The organism is Xanthomonas sp. D-99 (assembly GCF_017746145.1).
GTDB lineage: Bacteria > Pseudomonadota > Gammaproteobacteria > Xanthomonadales > Xanthomonadaceae > Xanthomonas > Xanthomonas cissicola.
On the sequence record NZ_JAGHWU010000029.1, the window covers coordinates 1 to 15,969 of the forward strand.

Genomic DNA, 15,969 nt, shown 5'->3' on the forward strand with positions numbered 1-15,969 from the left:
AGTTGATCAGACCTTCCTTAAGGCCTTCACGTGCGCGCACGTGTCAGTCGCTGGCGGAGGCCTTCGCCTCTGCCGATTCCCCTGCCTGGTCATCCTGTGGGTACGGCGACACGCCGCCATCGGTGATGAAGCGGTCGATGCGCGCTTCCAGCACCGGCAATGGCACCGAGCCGGTCTGCAGCACCGCATCGTGGAAGTTGCGCAGGTCGAACTTTTCGCCCAGCGCGGCTTCTGCCTTGTGGCGTAGCTCCAGTATTTTCAGCTCGCCCAGGTAGTACGACAGCGCCTGCCCCGGCCAGGCGATATAGCGGTCCACCTCGGTGGTGACCTCGTGCTCGCTTAGCGCAGTATTGTCGCGCAGGTAGGCCTGCGCCTGCTCGCGCGTCCAGCCCTTGTGGTGGATGCCGGTATCGATCACCAGGCGGCAGGCGCGCCACATCTGGTAGGTCAGGTAGCCGAAACGGTCATAGGGCGTGTCGTACATGCCCATCTCCTGACCCAGATACTCCGAATACAGCGCCCAACCTTCACCGTAGGCGGAGATGAAGCCGTAACGGCGGAACGCCGGCAAGCCTTGCGCCTCTGCCGCGAGCGGCATCTGCAGTGCGTGGCCGGGCGAGGATTCGTGCAAGGTCAGCGCGGTCAGGTTGTACAGCGGCCGCGACGGCAGGTTGTAGGTGTTGACCAGATAGATGCCCGGCCCACCGCGACCACCGGTGTAAAACGGCGCCAGCTCCGGCGGCACCGGTTCGATGGCGAAGCGACGGCGCGGCAGCCGGCCGATGTAATCGCCCACATTGGCGTCCACGCGCTTGGCGATCCACGCCGCCTGCTTGAGCAACTCTTCCGGCGTCCTGGCGTAGAACTGCGGGTCGGTACGCAGGAAATGCAGAAACGCCGGGAACACTGCCTGCCCGGCCGGCGGCTTGAAGCCGCTGGCCGCGATGGTCTGGTCCATCTGCGTGCGCAGCTTGGCCACCTCCTGCAAGCCGATCTGATGGATCTGATCCGGGCTCAAGTCCAGCGTGGTGAACTCACGAATCTGCGCACGGTAATACGCCTGCCCGTCCGGCAATGCCTCGCCGGCCAGCGTGGTGCGCGCGCGCGGCTGGTAGTCATTGCGGATGAAGTCCAGCAGCCTGGCGTACGCCGGCACCACCTGCGTATCGATGGCCTTGACTGCCTGCTGGCGCAGTTGCGCCTGCACATCGGCAGGCAGCGTCGCCGGCATTTGCTTGAACGGCGCGTAGAACGGGTTGGCCTCGCCTTTGGCCTGCGCCACGTCGGCGATGGATTGGTCGCGCCCGGTCATCGTGACCCGCGGCTGGGTGAAACCGCGCGCCAGCCCGGCGCGCATATTGTCGGTGTGCTCGGCGAAATAGCGCGGGATGTCAGCCAGCATCTTGAGATAACGCTGGTAATCCTCGCGCGTGCGCAGCGTGGCCTCGGCGCTGAAGCCCAGATCGCTCCAGAACGCCGAGTCGCTGTTGAACGGCATTTCCCAGGCGCGAAAGCGCTGCTGGTCCAGCAATACCTGCAACTGTTGCCGGTACACCTGGTAGCTCACCTGATCTTCGGCCGACAACTGCGCCTGCGGGATGGCATCCAGTTCCTTCAACACCTGTTGCCAATACGCCGTGCGCTGGTTCTGCGTCGCGACATCGACCTTGGGCAGATGGTCGGCCTGTTGCTCCTGCGTGGCCTGGTTGTCTTCATCCACCGCGCCCGACGCCTGCGCCTGGCGCCAGCGCCACTCGCGCGTGTACAAGGCCTTGAAGCGTGCGGCCGCGGTATTCTGCGTGGCCACAGCAGCGACCTCGGCTGCGTGCACGGGCAAGGCCAGGCCGCCCAGGCTGGCTGCAATCAACACGGTCAATGTGCTCGCGCGTAACGCGCTGATGGTGCTCATCGACGTGCCTCCGGCGCCGCCTTGGCCTGCGCGATCCACTGCCGCACGCGTCGCTGCAAGAGTGCCAGCGGCATCGCGCCGCCGCCCAGCACCGCATCGTGGAAGGCGCGCACATCGAAGCGATCACCGAGTTCTTTCTCGGCTTCCGCACGCAACGCCAGGATCTGCAGCTGGCCGAGCTTGTACCCCAGCGCCTGGCCCGGCCAGACGATGTAGCGATCGGTTTCGGACTGGATGCTGGGCTCGTCGTCGGATGGATGTGCGTGGAAGAAATCCACCATCTGCTGGCGATTCCAGTGCTTGTAGTGCACGCCGGTGTCGAGCACCAACCGGTTGGCGCGCAGCAATTCGCCGGACAGGCGCCCATAGTCGTTATACGGGTCCTTGAAGAAACCGATCTCCTTGCCCAGGCGCTCGGCATACAGCGCCCAACCTTCGATATAGGCGTTGTAGCCGGCCTGCTGGCGGAACGGCGGCAGCGGCAATGTCTGCGCGAGCGAAATCTGCAGGTGATGCCCGGGCACGCCTTCGTGATAGGCAGTGGTTTCGATATTGATCAACGTGCGGCTGGCGAAGTCGCTGGTGTTGACCTTCACGATCGCCGGCTTGGTGCCTTCCGGATTGCTCTGCCAGTATTCGGCGCCCGGTGCGGTCCGCCGGAACGCCGGCATCGCCTGCACTTCCAGCGGGGTCTTGGGCAGATGGCCGAACAACTTCGGCAGCTCCGGTTCCATCGCTGCGATGTACTGGCGGTACTGCTGCAAGATCTGCTCGCCCGAGGTGGCGAAGTGACGCTTGTCGGTCTCCACGGCCTTGCGGAAGCTCGCCAGATCGGCAAAACCCTGCGCCTTGGCGATCTGCGTCATCTCGCCTTCGATGCGCGCCACTTCCTTCAGGCCGATCTGGTGGATTTCTTCCGGCGCCATGTCGGTGGTGGTCTGGGTATGGATGGCATAGCGATAACGGCGCTCGCCATCGGGCAGCGACCAGACGCCTTCCTGCGTGCGTCCCTGCGCGGCATATTCGTCGCGGACGAACGCGGCCAGCTTTCCGTAAGCCGGGCGCACCTGTTGGTCGATCGCTGCGAACAGCTGTTTGCGCAGCACATCGCGTTGGTCGGCCGGTACGGCGGCGTCGAGCTTTTTCAATGGCGAGGCGAACGGGCTCTGCTCGCCGGTCAAGGCCGCAATCTTGTCGATCTGCTCGGGCAAGCGCTCCAGCAGATAACGCGGCTGTGTGAGGCCGTCCTTCGCGCCCTGACGCGACACCGCGATCACCTGGTCGATCACCGTCGGAATCGTCTGTAGCCGCTTGATGTAGTCCTGGTAATCCTTGGCGTTTTCGAACGGAAAGGCATCGCCGTACCCGGCCAACGCCAACTGTATGCCGCCGATCGGCTCCAGCGGCATTGCATAGGTCTTCAGGTCGATGCCTTCCAGTTTGTCGCGCAACTGGCCCAGCATCATCTGCAGGCTGAGCTGGCGTTGCTCGTCCAGCGTCCTGGCATCCACCGCTTCGAACTGCTTGAGCAGGTCGGCCGTTGCGGCGCGCTCTGCTTGCACGGCCGCCAGCGAGTAATCGCTCCAGCGGTCGTTGTAGCGCTTGTCGCCGATGATGCTGGCGAACTCCGGGTTGTGCTGCAGCTGGGACTGCCACTGCTTGTCCAGCAGCGCATCGAAGGCCTTGGCAGCCTGCGCGCCGGTCGAGGCGGAGCCAGGCGTTGCCGCCTGCTCGGCTGCGGGCGGCGCCGGCTTGCAGGCGGTGAACAAGGCGGCGGCGAGTAGACCGATGGCGACGGGACGCAGGTGTTTCATGCATTCACTCCAAGATGCAAGGACAGCGGTAGGAGCGCGCCTGAGCGCGAATGGCTTTACTCGGGAATGCCCGTCGCGCCCGGATGCGCTCCTACGCGCGCGTGAGCCTTCGCAGACTCACGCAAACGGTTGATCGATCGCCACCGACGGCGGCGTGAACCACTGCGCACCATCGTCGGTCACGTAGAAATGGTCTTCCAGGCGCACGCCGAACTGCTCCGGCACCACGATCATCGGCTCGTTGCTGGCACACATGCCCGGCTGCAGCGGCAGCGCATTGCCGCGCACCAGGTAAGGCGCCTCGTGAATGGCCAGGCCGCAACCGTGACCGGTGCGATGCGGCAACCCGGGCAGCCGATAGTCGGGCCCGAGCCCGGCTGCTTCCAGCACCTTGCGTGCAGCCTGATCCACCGCCTCGCATGCCACGCCCGGGCGGATCGCTGCGAATGCAGCCGCCTGCGCGGCCTGCTCCAGGTCCCAGATGCGCTGCTGCGCGTTGTTGGCCGCACCATAGATCCAGGTGCGGGTGATGTCGGAGTGGTAGCCCTGCACGGTGCAGCCGGTGTCGATCAACACCAGTTCGCCTTCGCGCAGGTGCTGCACACCCGGGATGCCATGCGGAAACGCAGTGGCGTGACCGTACTGCACGATACAGAAGGTCGATCCGTTGTCGGCGCCCAGCGCGCGATGCGCCTCGTCGATGAAGCGCACCAGTTCATCGGTCCCGATCCCTTCGTGCGCGATACCGGCCGCCAGCCGCTGTACCAGCAAGGTCATATCGCAAGCCTGCTGCATCAATGCCAGCTCGGCCTTCGACTTGCACATGCGGCAGCCATCGATGATCGCGCCGGCATCACGAATCGCCTTGCCCAGATGCGCACGCAGACCGGTGTGCACGGCGAACGCGATGCCGGGGTCCAGCGCCAGGGCATGCGCATGGCGCTCATCCATGGCCTGTACCACCAGTGCGTACGGGTCGTCGTGCTCTTCCCACAGGTATTTGGTCGCCGGGATCTTCAGCACCGCATCCAGCGATCCTTCTTCGAACACGGGGCAGATCAACACCGGGTCGCCATCCAGCGTCAGCAGCAGTGCCACCAGACGCTCGCTCGCCCCCCACGGCACGCCGGTGAAATAGCGCAGCGACGTGCCGGCGCCGATCAACAGCGCATCCACGCCATGCGTACGCATGAGGCTGCGTGCACGCTCGATGCGGCGCTCGTATTCGTCCGCGGCGATCGGCGCGGCGCGTTGTGTCCACGGCGCGAGTTGCGTACGCGTTTGCTCCAGCGACAGCCCGCCGATCTGGCGATTCATGCCCCGGCTCCAAGATCGGCCGTGCTCCATTGCCCGTCGACCAAACGTGCCACGCCGCCCGGATTGCACTGGCGCAGTTCGGCCGGCAGCAGTGCATCGGGCACCGCGTCGTAACTGTGCAAGGCGGCAAAACGGCGGATGGCGCCGGGCATGCCCACTGCCGTGAAGCCCGGATGCCCGGTGCTCGGGAACGGGCCACCGTGGTTTTGCGCGGCGCTCACGGCCACGCCGGTCGGCATCTTGCTGTTGATCAAGCGCCCGACCCGCGCGCGCAGCACCGGGGCGATGGTCTGCCACGCGGCATCGTCGCGGCCGTCGGCCGCGCGGTACAACGTGCCGGTCAGGTTGCCTTCGAACGCAGCAGCCACCTGTGCCATCTGCGCCACATCGGCTGCGCGCACCAGCAGGCTCACAGGCCCGAAGGCTTCGACCTGCAGGGCGTGCGGGTTGGCGAGGAAGGCTTGTGCATCCACACTCAACAAGGTCGGCGCATAGCGGTAGCCATCCTCGCCGGTGTGCCCGCCGGCCAGCATGCCGGCGCCGGCGGCACGCAGGCTCGCCACACCACGTTGCACGCCTTCTACACCAGAGGCGGAGAACAGCACCATCGGCATGGCCGCTTCGAAATGCGCCTTGGTGGCCGCAACGAACGCATCGCCAGCCGCGCCATGCGGCACCACCACCACACCGGGATTGGTGCAGAACTGCCCGCTACCCAGCGTGCAGGAGGCGAAGAAGTCCTGCGCAAGCGCATCGCCGCGCTCGGCCAGCGCGCCCGGCAACAGGAAGACCGGGTTGACGCTGGAAAGTTCGGCATAAAACGGTACGCCCGCCGCGTCTGCGGCGGCCTTCAGTGCCAGCCCACCGGCACGGCTGCCAGTGAATGCGATCGCGCCCAGCCGCGCGTCGCCCGCCAATCGCAGGCCGATGGCATTGTCGAAGTGATACAGCAGTTGCACCGCCGCCGCAGGCAGACCGGCCGCGACCAAGGCCCGATGCGCGAGCTGCGCCATGCGCTGGCTGGTGGCCGGATGCAACGGATGCGCCTTGGCGATGACCGGGTTGCGCGCGGCAATCGCCGAGGCGAAATCGCTGCCGGCAATTGCATTGAACGCGAACGGAAAGTTGTTCGGGCCGAACACCAGCACCGGCTTGCCCAGCGGCGCCAGGTGCGAACGCAGATCGGCCGCGCTGTCGATGATGGGCTGGGTCCAGCTGTAGCTGCGCACGGCCCGTGCGGCCTGCCGCAGTTGGCCGCTGGTGCGCGGCAGTTCGTTACCGCGCAAGCGTGTGGGCGCCGGTAACGCCGTCTCGGCATGCGCCAGCGCGACCAGGGTATCGGCATCGGCATCCAGCGCATCGGCATAGCCTTCCAGAAAGGCCGCGATCCGCTCCACCGGTGCGGCCGCCAACTCCGCCGCCACTGCCTGCGCCGCAACCACGGCCGCTTCCACATCGTCCGCGCCACTGACCGGAAAGTAGGGCCCGATCGGTTCGCCGGTGGCCGGGTCGGCAGCACGGAAGCTGCCGGTGGCGGCGCGGCTGGCTTGCCATCGGCCTGCCAGCAGGATCTCGGCTGCTGCCGCGGAAATGGAGTGGTTCGTATCGTTCATTGCGGCACCTTCGGTGACAGGGAGTCAGGGCCTGCGCTCGGTGCGCTGGCGGCCGACCAGAAAGACGATGAGGATGCGGCACTGGATGCCACATCCGCATCGGCCGACGCATCGCCCCGCGCGCAGGCACGGCGCATGGCACGAACCCGCACGACTCGCACCCTGCGCTCACCCGCAGGCGCAACAGACGATGGCAGCATCATGGCGCCATCAAGCCAACTTGGGCGCGGTGGCGATGGCATGGTAGATGACCTTCAACGCGGCATCGCGCTCGGCGCCGGCCACCACCAGGCGCGGCGCACGCACCTGCTCGCTGCCCATGCCTACCTTGGCCTGCACCAGTTTGATCAGCTGCACGAAGGTGGGCACCGTATCCAGGCGCAGCAGCGGCAGGAACCAGTGGTAAAGCTCCCTGGCGGCGGGGTAACCGCCATCGCGGGCGAGTTCGAACAGGCGTACCGATTCTTTCGGATATGCATTGACCAGGCCGGCGATCCAGCCCTTGGCGCCCATGCTCAGGCCCTCGACGATGGCATCGTCCATGCCCACCAGCAGCGCCAGGCGATCGCCCAGCAATTCCTGCAGCGCAGCGAAGCGGCGCACGTCGCCGGAGGATTCCTTCACTGCCTGCAGGTTCGGGAATTCGGCGGCCAGCTCGGCGATCTGCGCCGGGCCGAAATCGGTCTTGTAGGCGACCGGGTTGTTGTACAGGATTACCGGCAGATCGGTTGCGCCGATCACCGCGCGCACATGCGCGCCCATCTCGCGCCAGTCGGTGGAATACACGTACGGCGGCAGCACCATCAAGCCGCCGCAGCCGATGTCCTTGGCCGCCTTGGCCAGCGCGACCGCTTCGCCGGTGGCCAGGCTGGCGATGCCCGGCACCACCGGCACACGGCCGTTCAAGGCGGTGACCAGCGTGCGCAGGATCGCCAGCTTGTCTTCCACGCTCAAGGTCGCGGCCTCACCCAACGACCCCAGCGGCACGATCGCGGTGCAACCGGCATCCACCAGTTGATTGGCGTGCTTGCCGAGGAAGTCGTGGTCGATGTCGCCGTTGGCGGTGAACGGAGTGGTGATGGCCGGCAGCACGCCGTGCCAGAACGCAGCATTGCTCATGGATGTTTCCCTTGCGAGTCGGAAGTGAACGAGTCGGCCAGCGCCGCGAGGCGGACCGGGAACAACGGCGGCCGGCGGCCGGCGTCGGTGGAAAGATCGGGCGGGCAACGCCCCAGTTCGGCCAGCGCAGCGCCGCAGATGCGGCCCTGGCAGGCGCCCATGCCGCAGCGCGAGACGAGCTTGGCGTCGCGTGCATCGTTGAAGCTGTCCAGGGCGGCCAGCGGTACGTCTTCGCAGCGGCAGATCAACGTGTCCGCCTGCGCCAGCGTGCGGATACGCGGATCAAGCGCGAAGTGCTGCTGCAGCAGATCGGCAAACGCACGCGCGGCGTGACGGCGTGGCTGCAGACGCAGCGCCGCCTCCGGTGCATCGGCCGCCATGTGTCCGGCCATCGCCCCTTCGATCAATGCGCAGTCGCGCCCGCCGATGCCGCAGACTTCGCCGGCGGCAAAGATCTGGTTAACGCTGGTACGCAACAGCGCATCCACCTGCACCTGCTGGTGCGCGCCACAGGCTTGCAGCTGGCAACCCAGCAATTGCGCAAGCTCGGTGTTGGGCACCAGGCCATAGCCCACCGCCAGTTGATCGCAGGCAAGACGCGTGCGGCCGCCGGGCCCGGCGAGTTCCACTTCGCGCAGCTGCGTGTCGCCATGCGCGGCGATCACCATGCTGCCGGCGCGATATGCCACTGCACGCAACTGCAGGCGCAAGGCCACCGCCTGCGCGGCCTTGCCCGGCCAGCGCCACAACTGCAGTGCGAACTGGCGCAAGGCGGCCGGCGAGGTTTGTTCAAGAATGCCGAGCACGCACGCGCCATGTCGTTGCAACGTGGCTGCACTGGCCAGCAACAACGGGCCACTGCCGGCCACCAGCACGCGCTTGCCGGCCAGCGGCCAGCCCTGCTTGGCCAGCGCCTGCGCCGCGCCGGCACCGGTGACACCGGGCAGGGTCCAGCCCGGAAATGGCAGCAGCAATTCGCGCGCGCCGGTGGTCAGCACCAGGGCGGCGTAATGCAGTTGCAGCGTGCCATCGGGCCCGTCGGCCAGCAGCCAGCCCGGTTGCGCCAGCAGGATCTGCGTGCGCGTCAGCACGGTGATCGATGCATTGCCCGCCACCTGCTGCCGCAATGCGCGCGCATCGGCCGGCGCGCCGTGTTGCACATCGGCGCGCCACACCTGACCGCCGGTACGTGGCTGCATGTCGACCACGCCCACGCGCACGCCTTGGCTGGCCGCCGCCTGCGCCGCCGCCAGCCCGGCCGGGCCGGCGCCGATCACCAACACATCGAAATGCAGCACGCGCTCAGCCATCGGTGCGCACCTGCATGCCATCGCATGCGTCCACCAGGCAGGCGCGTTGCTGTCCCACGCCATCGATGCGCACGCGGCATTCGAAACACACGCCCATGCCGCACAGGGCCGCGCGCGCTTGCCCACTGCTCGATTGCCGAAACTGCAAGGTCGCCTGCGCCACTGCCGCCGCCACGCTGGCACCGGCCGGCACCTCGACCATGCGCCCGTCCACGTGCAGACGCACCGTCGCGCTCATGCGGGCGCTCCTTGCGCGGCACGCGCCGGTGCGTAGGGCGCCGGGTCGATGGCCGGGGTGCGCCCGAGCAGGCTGTCCACGATCACCCGTGCGCTCCCCAGCGCCGTGGTGACCCCAAGCCCCTCGTGACCGGCGGCAACCCACACATCGCGCCGGCCGGGCACCATCCCCAAATACGGGCGCCCGTCCGGCGTGGCCGGACGCAAACCGGTCCACACGCGGATCGCCTGCAGTTCGCGCAGCACCGGCAGGTACGCGAAGGCGCGCTGCAGCATCTGCTGCAGCACCGGCATCGACAATGCGCGGTCGTGCTCGCCGAACTGGCGCGAGGAGCCGATCAGAATCTGCCCGGTGGGCCGCGGCTGCACATTGAAGGCCACGCTGGTGTCGTCGGCCCCATGCGCCGAATCCGCATAGCCCAGTTCCAGCAGCTGATGCCGGATCAGCCCCGGGTGCCGGTCGGTAATCACCAAATGGCCCTTGCGCGGGCGCAGTGCCAGCTCGGGCAGCAACTGCGGCAAGGCCACACCGCTGGCCACCAGCACCGGCCCGGCGAGCGTCTGCCCATCGTCCAGACGCACCGCATGCTCCTGCAGCTGCACCACGCGGCGGCCGGCGAACAAGCGCGCACCGGACGTGCATGCGGCGCCCACCAAGTGCCGCGCGACCCGCGGCGGATACACCACGGCTTCATCGGGCACGCGCATACCGCCAGCCAGCCCGGGCACCAGCTGTGGCTCCAGCGCATACAGCTGCGCGGCATCGATCGCTTCGGCATGCAGGCCGGCCGTTGCCAGGCGCGCGATCTTGGCAGGCACCGCCGCCAGTTCGCGCGCATCGCGGGCCACCCACAGCGTGCCGCAGCGGCTGAATTCGGCTTCGCTGAGCGTGGCGAAGCGCTCCCACAGGCGCAGCGAATACGCCGACAACGCCAGCTCGGCCGGGTCGTCGTCCATCGCCACCAAGTGCCCCATCGCCGCCGCGGTGGAGCCGCCGCCGATCGGTCCCGGCTCGACGATCGCCACGCGAAGGCCCTCGCCCGCCACCGCTTCCGCGCACGCGGCGCCCACAATGCCGGCGCCGATCACGATCAGGTCGTAACTGCGTCGCGTGCCTGCGGCAGACGCGGCGGACCCGGATTCGGTCACCGCATCCAAGCCAGGCGCCGACACCGACGCAGGCGTTGCAGCGGCTGTCCCTGTCATCGCAGCAGACACTGCTGCGCCAGACGGCGTGACCGACGCAAGCACCGGCGCGGGCCGCTGGGGTTCCATCAGGCCACGATGCCCCAGGCGAACGGGTCCGCCGGGTCGATCACCAATTGCGAGCGCGCAGTGATGAAGGCCTGCCCGCTGATGCGCGGCGCAATGCCGCGCCCGCTCAGCCGATAATTGCCTTCGAAGGCGCTGCCCAGGATGCCTTGCTGCACCCAGCGCTCGCCTTCGGCCAACTTGCCGTCCGCCGCCAGACACGCCAGCTTGGCGCTGGTCCCGGTGCCGCACGGCGAGCGGTCATAGGCCAGTCCCGGGCACAGCACGAAATTGCGCGCCACGCCGCTACCGTCGGGCGCAGCGCCGTTGACTTCGATATGGTCGATCTCGCCACCGGCCTCGCCCGTGATCCCGGCCGCTTCCAGGGCCAGCCGAATCGCCTCGGTATACGCGGTCAGCTCGCGCTGGTGCGCCAGGTCCAGCGCGCACGGCGCATGCTCGGTGATGAAAAACCAGTTGCCGCCCCAGGCCACGTCGCCGCACACCCGGCCATGCCCCGGCACCTCCACCTCAACCCCGCTGGCAAGGCGATAGCTCTCGACATTGTCCACCGACACCGTGCCGTCGTCGGCCAGCTCCACGCCCACCGTGCCGACCGGGGTCTCGATCCGGTGCTGGCCCGGCGCGATGCGTCCCAGTTCGGCCAGCGTGCGCACCACGCCAATCGTGCCGTGCCCGCACATGCCCAGGTAGCCGACGTTGTTGAAGAAGATCACCCCGGTGCAGGCGCTCGGATCGCGCGGCGGCAGCAACAAGGCGCCCACCATGGTGTCCGACCCACGCGGCTCGCAGGCGATGGCGCTGCGCCAGTGGTCGAATTCGCTGCGAAAGCGTTCGCGGCACTGCGCCAGATCGTCATCGCCCAGATCTGGAAAACCGGAAAGGACCACGCGGGTAGGCTCGCCCGCCGTGTGGGAGTCGATGACGTCGATGGTGTGCATGGCTCATGCTCCCACTGCCAACCCGCAGGCGACTAGCGTTCAATGCCAAGTGAAAATGCGGAAATCCGCACAATCACCCACGCGAATCACAACGACGCGTTTGCGCTAGGATCATTGCTGGGCTGCACCGTCGTGCAACCGTCTAATCGTGACCGCTACCATGACCCTGATGGACCTCAACCTGCCCGCCCTGGAAATGCAGACGCTGTTCGATGCACTGCCGGATGTGGTGTTCTTCATCAAGGACAGCGAGGGCCGCTACACCCATTGCAACCTGACCCTGGTGCGCCGGTTGGGACGCAAGCTGCGCAGCGAGATCATCGGCCGCTCGCCGCTGGAAGTGTTCCCGTTGCCGCTGGGCGGCAGCTACATGATGCAGGACCGCCGCGTGCTGTGTGGCGAGCTCATCGACAACCAGCTCGAAGTGCATCTATACCCCAACCGCCTGCCGGGCTGGTGCCTGACCTTCAAACGCCCGCTGTGCGAGGCCAATGAGGTGATCGGTGTGGTCGGCATCTCGCGCGATCTGGGACAGCCCGACAGCCGTCATTCCGCCTACGAACGCTTGAGCCAGGTGATGGAACACATGCAGGCCAACTTCGGAGACAACCTGCGCGTGCAAAGCCTGGCCGACCTGGCCGGGCTGTCGGTGGCGCAGCTGGAACGTCACTTCCGCCGCGTGTTTCAGGTCACCCCGCAGCAATTGCTGACCAAGTTGCGCATCGAATCGGCGATGCGGCTGCTGTACGGCGACGACAGCATCGCCAGCATCGGGCAACGCTGCGGCTTCGCCGACCAGAGTGCCTTCGCGCGTCAGTTCAAGGCCACCGTCGGCATGACGCCGCGTGATTACCGCGCGCTCAAAGGTCAGTTATAAAGACACAACTTCGCGTTGACACATCGCTGGCAAAAATGCCGAATTCGGCAGGATTTGCCACGCGCTAGCGCCCCCAGCTGAGTCGCCATGCCGACGGCAGTGCGATGCATGGGAGACGCCCGGGCGCGGAGCTGCGCTAAAGGCGGCGTCAAGGTGTCAGGAGGCCCGGATGATAGACTTTCGGGTTTCCCCTACTGCGTTGCCAATGGCCAGCTTTTTTCGCCGTAACAAGCCAACCACGCCCGACAGCTCGCGTACCTCGCGCTACAGCCTGGAAGAACTGGCAGCCGCATTCCCCACCGCGCCGTCTGCCGCCCCCCCGGCATCGCCGGTCGAGGCGATGCCGAATGCCGAGCCAGAACGCGAGGCGGCCGCAACGCCGGTTGTCGCGCCTGTCACTCCTGCGCCGGCAGACGGCGAACCTGCAGCACCCGCGGCGCCGACACCGCCGCAGACCGCCGCCGCGCCAGCCGACCAGCTGGCGCAGGAGATCGCTGCACGCACTGGCCAGGCGCAGAGTATTGCCGCCGTCCCGAGCGCGCCCGCAGCTCCTGCGACGCCCGCGCCGACCGCATTGCAGGCACTGCCAGACCCCATACCCGCCAGCGCACCCAGCGCGCCGGTCGTGGTGCCGCCGCCGGTCGTGGCGCAGCCGCAGCCCGTCCCGACGCCGCCTCCTGCCGTGCCTGCACAGCCGGTGTCACCATCGCAAAGCGCAGCCCCTGCCGTGGTCGCCCCCCCGGTCGCCGCTCCGCCGGCCTCGACGCCTGCACCGGCTGCTGCAGCTCCAGCCGGCGCGCCGCCCATCAGTGCCGCGCCGACGGTCACCGCGCCGGCGGTTGTCAGCGCACCGCTCTCGAGCCCGCAGGACGACAGCATCGTCGGCCAGCGCGACGCCCTCCCCGCCGCGTCGGCGGGAAAACCCGGCTGGCGCGAGCGGCTGCGCAACAGCACCTTCGCTCGCAGCTTCGGCGGCCTGTTCTCGCGCAATCCCAAGCTCGATGACGACCTGCTCGACGAGATCGAAACCGCGTTGATCACCGCCGACGTCGGCATCGGCGCCACCACGGCGCTGATCGACGGCCTGCGCAAGCGGATGAAGTCGCGCGAATTCGTCGACGCCCAGGCGATGTTCAAGGCCTTGCGTGCCGATCTCATCGCGCTGCTGCAACCGGTCTCCAAACCGCTGGTGATCGACCGCTCGCTCAAACCGTTCGTGGTGCTCACCGTTGGCGTCAACGGCGTCGGCAAGACCACCACCATCGGCAAGCTCGCCAAGCGCTTCAAGGACGAAGGCAACAGCCTGATGCTCGCAGCCGGCGATACCTTCCGTGCTGCCGCCGTGGCGCAATTGCAGGCCTGGGGCGATCGCAATGGCGTGGCCGTGATCGCGCAGGGGCAAAACGCCGATGCCGCGTCGGTGGCGTTCGACGCGCTGCAGGCCGCCAAGGCGCGCGGCACCGATGTGTTGATCGCCGACACCGCCGGCCGCCTGCATACCCAGACCGGGCTGATGAACGAGCTCGGCAAGATCCGCCGCGTGCTCGGCAAGATCGATGCCGCCGCGCCGCACGAAGTCTTGATGGTCATCGACGGCACCACCGGCCAGAACGCCATCTCGCAGCTGCGCCAGTTCCACGCTGCCGTGGGCGTCACCGGCCTGGTCGTGACCAAGCTCGATGGCACTGCCAAGGGCGGCGTGGTGTTCGCGCTGGCGCGCGAGTTCAATATTCCGATCCGCTTTGCCGGGATCGGCGAGCGCCCGGAGGATCTGCGCGTCTTCGACCCGGTTGCCTTCGTCGACGCACTGTTGCCAGACGCGTTGGGCGGTTGATCGGGAGATGCCTGCCCGCATCTGCAACCGCTGCGCGCGCAGGCGCGACAGGCAGGTTGCAGCGTGCGGCAGGTGTCACGCGATTGGTCCCAGGCAAGACGCATACCGGAGTTTGCCCAGCCCTCGCCCGCAGCACTCAGAAAGCAATGTCGCGCCGAGGCATCAGTGGCCGACGCCCATGCGCCGGCAACACCGCAGTGACCTGGCGATGAAGGATGGTTCTGCGAACGGTGCCTGGCCGGAATGACGTTTCCGCTGCGGTGAATGGACGCGCCGCACAACGTACGCAGCAGATCCGCTTCGCGTCCCGCCACCCTCGCCTCGCCCTCCATCGCCAGCAGAGCTCATGCCAGCCGACCACGCCACTCCCTCCGCTGATGCCTTTGTCGACCGCCTGTTGCACTGGTTCGACGGCCACGGTCGCCATGATCTGCCCTGGCAGCATCCACGCGCGCCCTATCGGGTGTGGCTGTCGGAAATCATGCTGCAGCAGACCCAGGTCGCGGTGGTCATTCCGTATTTCCACACGTTCATGGCGCGCTTCCCTGCGCTGGCCGATCTGGCTGCGGCCGACAACGACACGGTGATGGCGCAGTGGGCCGGACTGGGCTACTACGCCCGCGCGCGCAATCTGCATGCCGCCGCCAAGCAATGCGTCGCGCTGCACGGCGGGCAATTGCCGCGCGACTTCGATGCACTGCTTGCGTTGCCGGGCATCGGCCGCAGCACGGCAGGCGCGATCCTGAGCCAGGCCTGGAACGATCGCTTCGCGATCATGGACGGCAACGTCAAACGCGTGCTCACGCGCTTCCACGGCATCGCCGGGTATCCGGGCCTGCCGGCGATCGAAAAACAGTTATGGCAACTCGCCATCACCCATGTTGCGCACGTCCCCGCTGGCCGCCTGGCCGACTACACCCAGGCGCAGATGGATTTCGGCGCCACGCTGTGCACGCGCGCCAAGCCCGCCTGCGTGCTGTGCCCGCTGCAGACCGATTGCATCGCACGCCGCAATGGCCTGGTCGACGCGTTGCCCACCCCCAAACCCGGCAAGCAGCTACCCGAACGCGAGGCCACTGCGCTGCTGCTGCACAATGCCGAGGGCCACATCCTGCTGCAGCGACGCCCGCCAACCGGCATCTGGGCCTCGCTGTGGACGCTGCCGCAGGCCGATACCGAAAGCGGCATGCGCGCCTGGTTTGCGGCGCATATCGACGGCAACTACGAGCGCGCCGACGAGATGCCGCCGATCGTGCACACCTTCAGCCATTACCGCCTGCATTTGCAGCCATTGCGCCTGCGCAAGGTCGCGCTACGTCCGGCGGTGCGCGACAATGAAGACCTACGCTGGGTAGCACCTGCCGATCTTGCATCGCTAGGCCTGCCGGCGCCGATCCGCAAGTTGCTCGACGCGTTGTAAGCGCGTCTTCCAAAGGAATCCGCATGTCCCGCACCGTGTTCTGCCACTACCAGCAAAGCGACGCCGAAGGCCTGGATTTCGTGCCGTATCCGGGCGAGCTCGGCCAGCGCATTTTCGCGCAGATCGGCAAGACCGCCTGGCAAGCGTGGCTGGCGCACCAGACCATGCTGATCAACGAAAACCGGCTGTCGCCACGCGACCCCAAGCACCGCGCCTTTCTCGAAGCCGAGCTGCAGAAGTTCCTGTTCGAGCGCAATGCCGACAAACCCGAAGGCTATGTGGCGCCGGTGGGTGACTGAGCGCGCG

The 15,969-nt window shown here is 67.3% G+C and carries 13 protein-coding genes; 4 read left to right on the forward strand and 9 right to left on the reverse strand.

From position 1 onward, the window contains the following. Nucleotides 1-43 precede the first annotated feature (43 nt). The 9 genes from J7360_RS12490 to J7360_RS12530 form a co-directional block, all read right to left on the reverse strand. Nucleotides 44-1,909, reverse strand: a complete 1,866-nt coding sequence (locus J7360_RS12490) for a DUF885 family protein (RefSeq protein WP_057661279.1) — start codon at nucleotides 1,907-1,909, stop codon at nucleotides 44-46. Then, nucleotides 1,906-3,723 carry a DUF885 family protein gene (locus tag J7360_RS12495; protein ID WP_209033983.1) on the reverse strand — a complete coding sequence of 606 codons (1,818 nt, stop codon included), beginning with the start codon at nucleotides 3,721-3,723 and terminating at the stop codon, nucleotides 1,906-1,908. The genes J7360_RS12490 and J7360_RS12495 overlap by 4 nt, the downstream gene beginning before the upstream one ends. A gap of 117 nt (nucleotides 3,724-3,840) precedes the next feature. Continuing rightward, the gene (locus tag J7360_RS12500) at nucleotides 3,841-5,040 is read right to left on the reverse strand and encodes a Xaa-Pro peptidase family protein (protein ID WP_057661259.1); all 1,200 of its coding nucleotides are present in this window, start codon (nucleotides 5,038-5,040) and stop codon (nucleotides 3,841-3,843) included. Next, nucleotides 5,037-6,653 carry an aldehyde dehydrogenase family protein gene (locus J7360_RS12505; RefSeq protein ID WP_057661257.1) on the reverse strand — a complete coding sequence of 539 codons (1,617 nt, stop codon included), beginning with the start codon at nucleotides 6,651-6,653 and terminating at the stop codon, nucleotides 5,037-5,039. The genes J7360_RS12500 and J7360_RS12505 overlap by 4 nt, the downstream gene beginning before the upstream one ends. Before the next feature lie 210 nt (nucleotides 6,654-6,863). Next, nucleotides 6,864-7,772: a dihydrodipicolinate synthase family protein gene (locus tag J7360_RS12510; RefSeq protein ID WP_057661254.1), complete on the reverse strand. Its 909-nt coding sequence runs from the start codon at nucleotides 7,770-7,772 to the stop codon at nucleotides 6,864-6,866. Next, complete coding sequence (locus tag J7360_RS12515) at nucleotides 7,769-9,082, reverse strand: FAD/NAD(P)-binding oxidoreductase (RefSeq protein ID WP_057661252.1); 1,314 nt, start codon at nucleotides 9,080-9,082, stop codon at nucleotides 7,769-7,771. Before J7360_RS12515 ends, J7360_RS12510 begins: the two co-directional genes overlap by 4 nt. Beyond that, nucleotides 9,075-9,320 carry a 2Fe-2S iron-sulfur cluster-binding protein gene (locus J7360_RS12520; RefSeq protein WP_057661250.1) on the reverse strand — a complete coding sequence of 82 codons (246 nt, stop codon included), beginning with the start codon at nucleotides 9,318-9,320 and terminating at the stop codon, nucleotides 9,075-9,077. Before J7360_RS12520 ends, J7360_RS12515 begins: the two co-directional genes overlap by 8 nt. Then, nucleotides 9,317-10,594, reverse strand: coding sequence for an FAD-dependent oxidoreductase (locus tag J7360_RS12525; RefSeq protein WP_057661248.1), 1,278 nt, complete (start codon nucleotides 10,592-10,594; stop codon nucleotides 9,317-9,319). Before J7360_RS12525 ends, J7360_RS12520 begins: the two co-directional genes overlap by 4 nt. Next, nucleotides 10,594-11,532 carry a proline racemase family protein gene (locus tag J7360_RS12530; protein WP_057661246.1) on the reverse strand — a complete coding sequence of 313 codons (939 nt, stop codon included), beginning with the start codon at nucleotides 11,530-11,532 and terminating at the stop codon, nucleotides 10,594-10,596. Before J7360_RS12530 ends, J7360_RS12525 begins: the two co-directional genes overlap by 1 nt. Before the next feature lie 160 nt (nucleotides 11,533-11,692). On the opposite strand from J7360_RS12530, the gene J7360_RS12535 reads away from it, so the two are divergent. From J7360_RS12535 to J7360_RS12550, 4 genes are all read left to right on the forward strand, one after another. Beyond that, complete coding sequence (locus J7360_RS12535; protein ID WP_007965956.1) at nucleotides 11,693-12,409, forward strand: AraC family transcriptional regulator; 717 nt, start codon at nucleotides 11,693-11,695, stop codon at nucleotides 12,407-12,409. Between the two features lie 205 nt (nucleotides 12,410-12,614). Then, nucleotides 12,615-14,243, forward strand: a complete 1,629-nt coding sequence (gene ftsY, locus J7360_RS12540; RefSeq protein ID WP_057661244.1) for a signal recognition particle-docking protein FtsY — start codon at nucleotides 12,615-12,617, stop codon at nucleotides 14,241-14,243. A gap of 346 nt (nucleotides 14,244-14,589) precedes the next feature. After that, nucleotides 14,590-15,663: an A/G-specific adenine glycosylase gene (gene mutY, locus J7360_RS12545; RefSeq protein WP_057661242.1), complete on the forward strand. Its 1,074-nt coding sequence runs from the start codon at nucleotides 14,590-14,592 to the stop codon at nucleotides 15,661-15,663. Nucleotides 15,664-15,686: 23 nt separating this feature from the next. Beyond that, nucleotides 15,687-15,962 carry an oxidative damage protection protein gene (locus tag J7360_RS12550; protein ID WP_008571381.1) on the forward strand — a complete coding sequence of 92 codons (276 nt, stop codon included), beginning with the start codon at nucleotides 15,687-15,689 and terminating at the stop codon, nucleotides 15,960-15,962. The last annotated feature ends 7 nt before the right edge of the window (nucleotides 15,963-15,969 follow it).

Coding starts and splice junctions, on each gene's coding strand:
- J7360_RS12490 (WP_057661279.1), bottom strand. CDS start 1,909: ATGAGCACCATCAGCGCGTTACGCGCGAGCACATTGACCGTGTTGATT.
- J7360_RS12495 (WP_209033983.1), bottom strand. CDS start 3,723: ATGAAACACCTGCGTCCCGTCGCCATCGGTCTACTCGCCGCCGCCTTG.
- J7360_RS12500 (WP_057661259.1), bottom strand. CDS start 5,040: ATGAATCGCCAGATCGGCGGGCTGTCGCTGGAGCAAACGCGTACGCAA.
- J7360_RS12505 (WP_057661257.1), bottom strand. CDS start 6,653: ATGAACGATACGAACCACTCCATTTCCGCGGCAGCAGCCGAGATCCTG.
- J7360_RS12510 (WP_057661254.1), bottom strand. CDS start 7,772: ATGAGCAATGCTGCGTTCTGGCACGGCGTGCTGCCGGCCATCACCACT.
- J7360_RS12515 (WP_057661252.1), bottom strand. CDS start 9,082: ATGGCTGAGCGCGTGCTGCATTTCGATGTGTTGGTGATCGGCGCCGGC.
- J7360_RS12520 (WP_057661250.1), bottom strand. CDS start 9,320: ATGAGCGCGACGGTGCGTCTGCACGTGGACGGGCGCATGGTCGAGGTG.
- J7360_RS12525 (WP_057661248.1), bottom strand. CDS start 10,594: ATGGAACCCCAGCGGCCCGCGCCGGTGCTTGCGTCGGTCACGCCGTCT.
- J7360_RS12530 (WP_057661246.1), bottom strand. CDS start 11,532: ATGCACACCATCGACGTCATCGACTCCCACACGGCGGGCGAGCCTACC.
- J7360_RS12535 (WP_007965956.1), top strand. CDS start 11,693: ATGACCCTGATGGACCTCAACCTGCCCGCCCTGGAAATGCAGACGCTG.
- ftsY (WP_057661244.1), top strand. CDS start 12,615: ATGGCCAGCTTTTTTCGCCGTAACAAGCCAACCACGCCCGACAGCTCG.
- mutY (WP_057661242.1), top strand. CDS start 14,590: ATGCCAGCCGACCACGCCACTCCCTCCGCTGATGCCTTTGTCGACCGC.
- J7360_RS12550 (WP_008571381.1), top strand. CDS start 15,687: ATGTCCCGCACCGTGTTCTGCCACTACCAGCAAAGCGACGCCGAAGGC.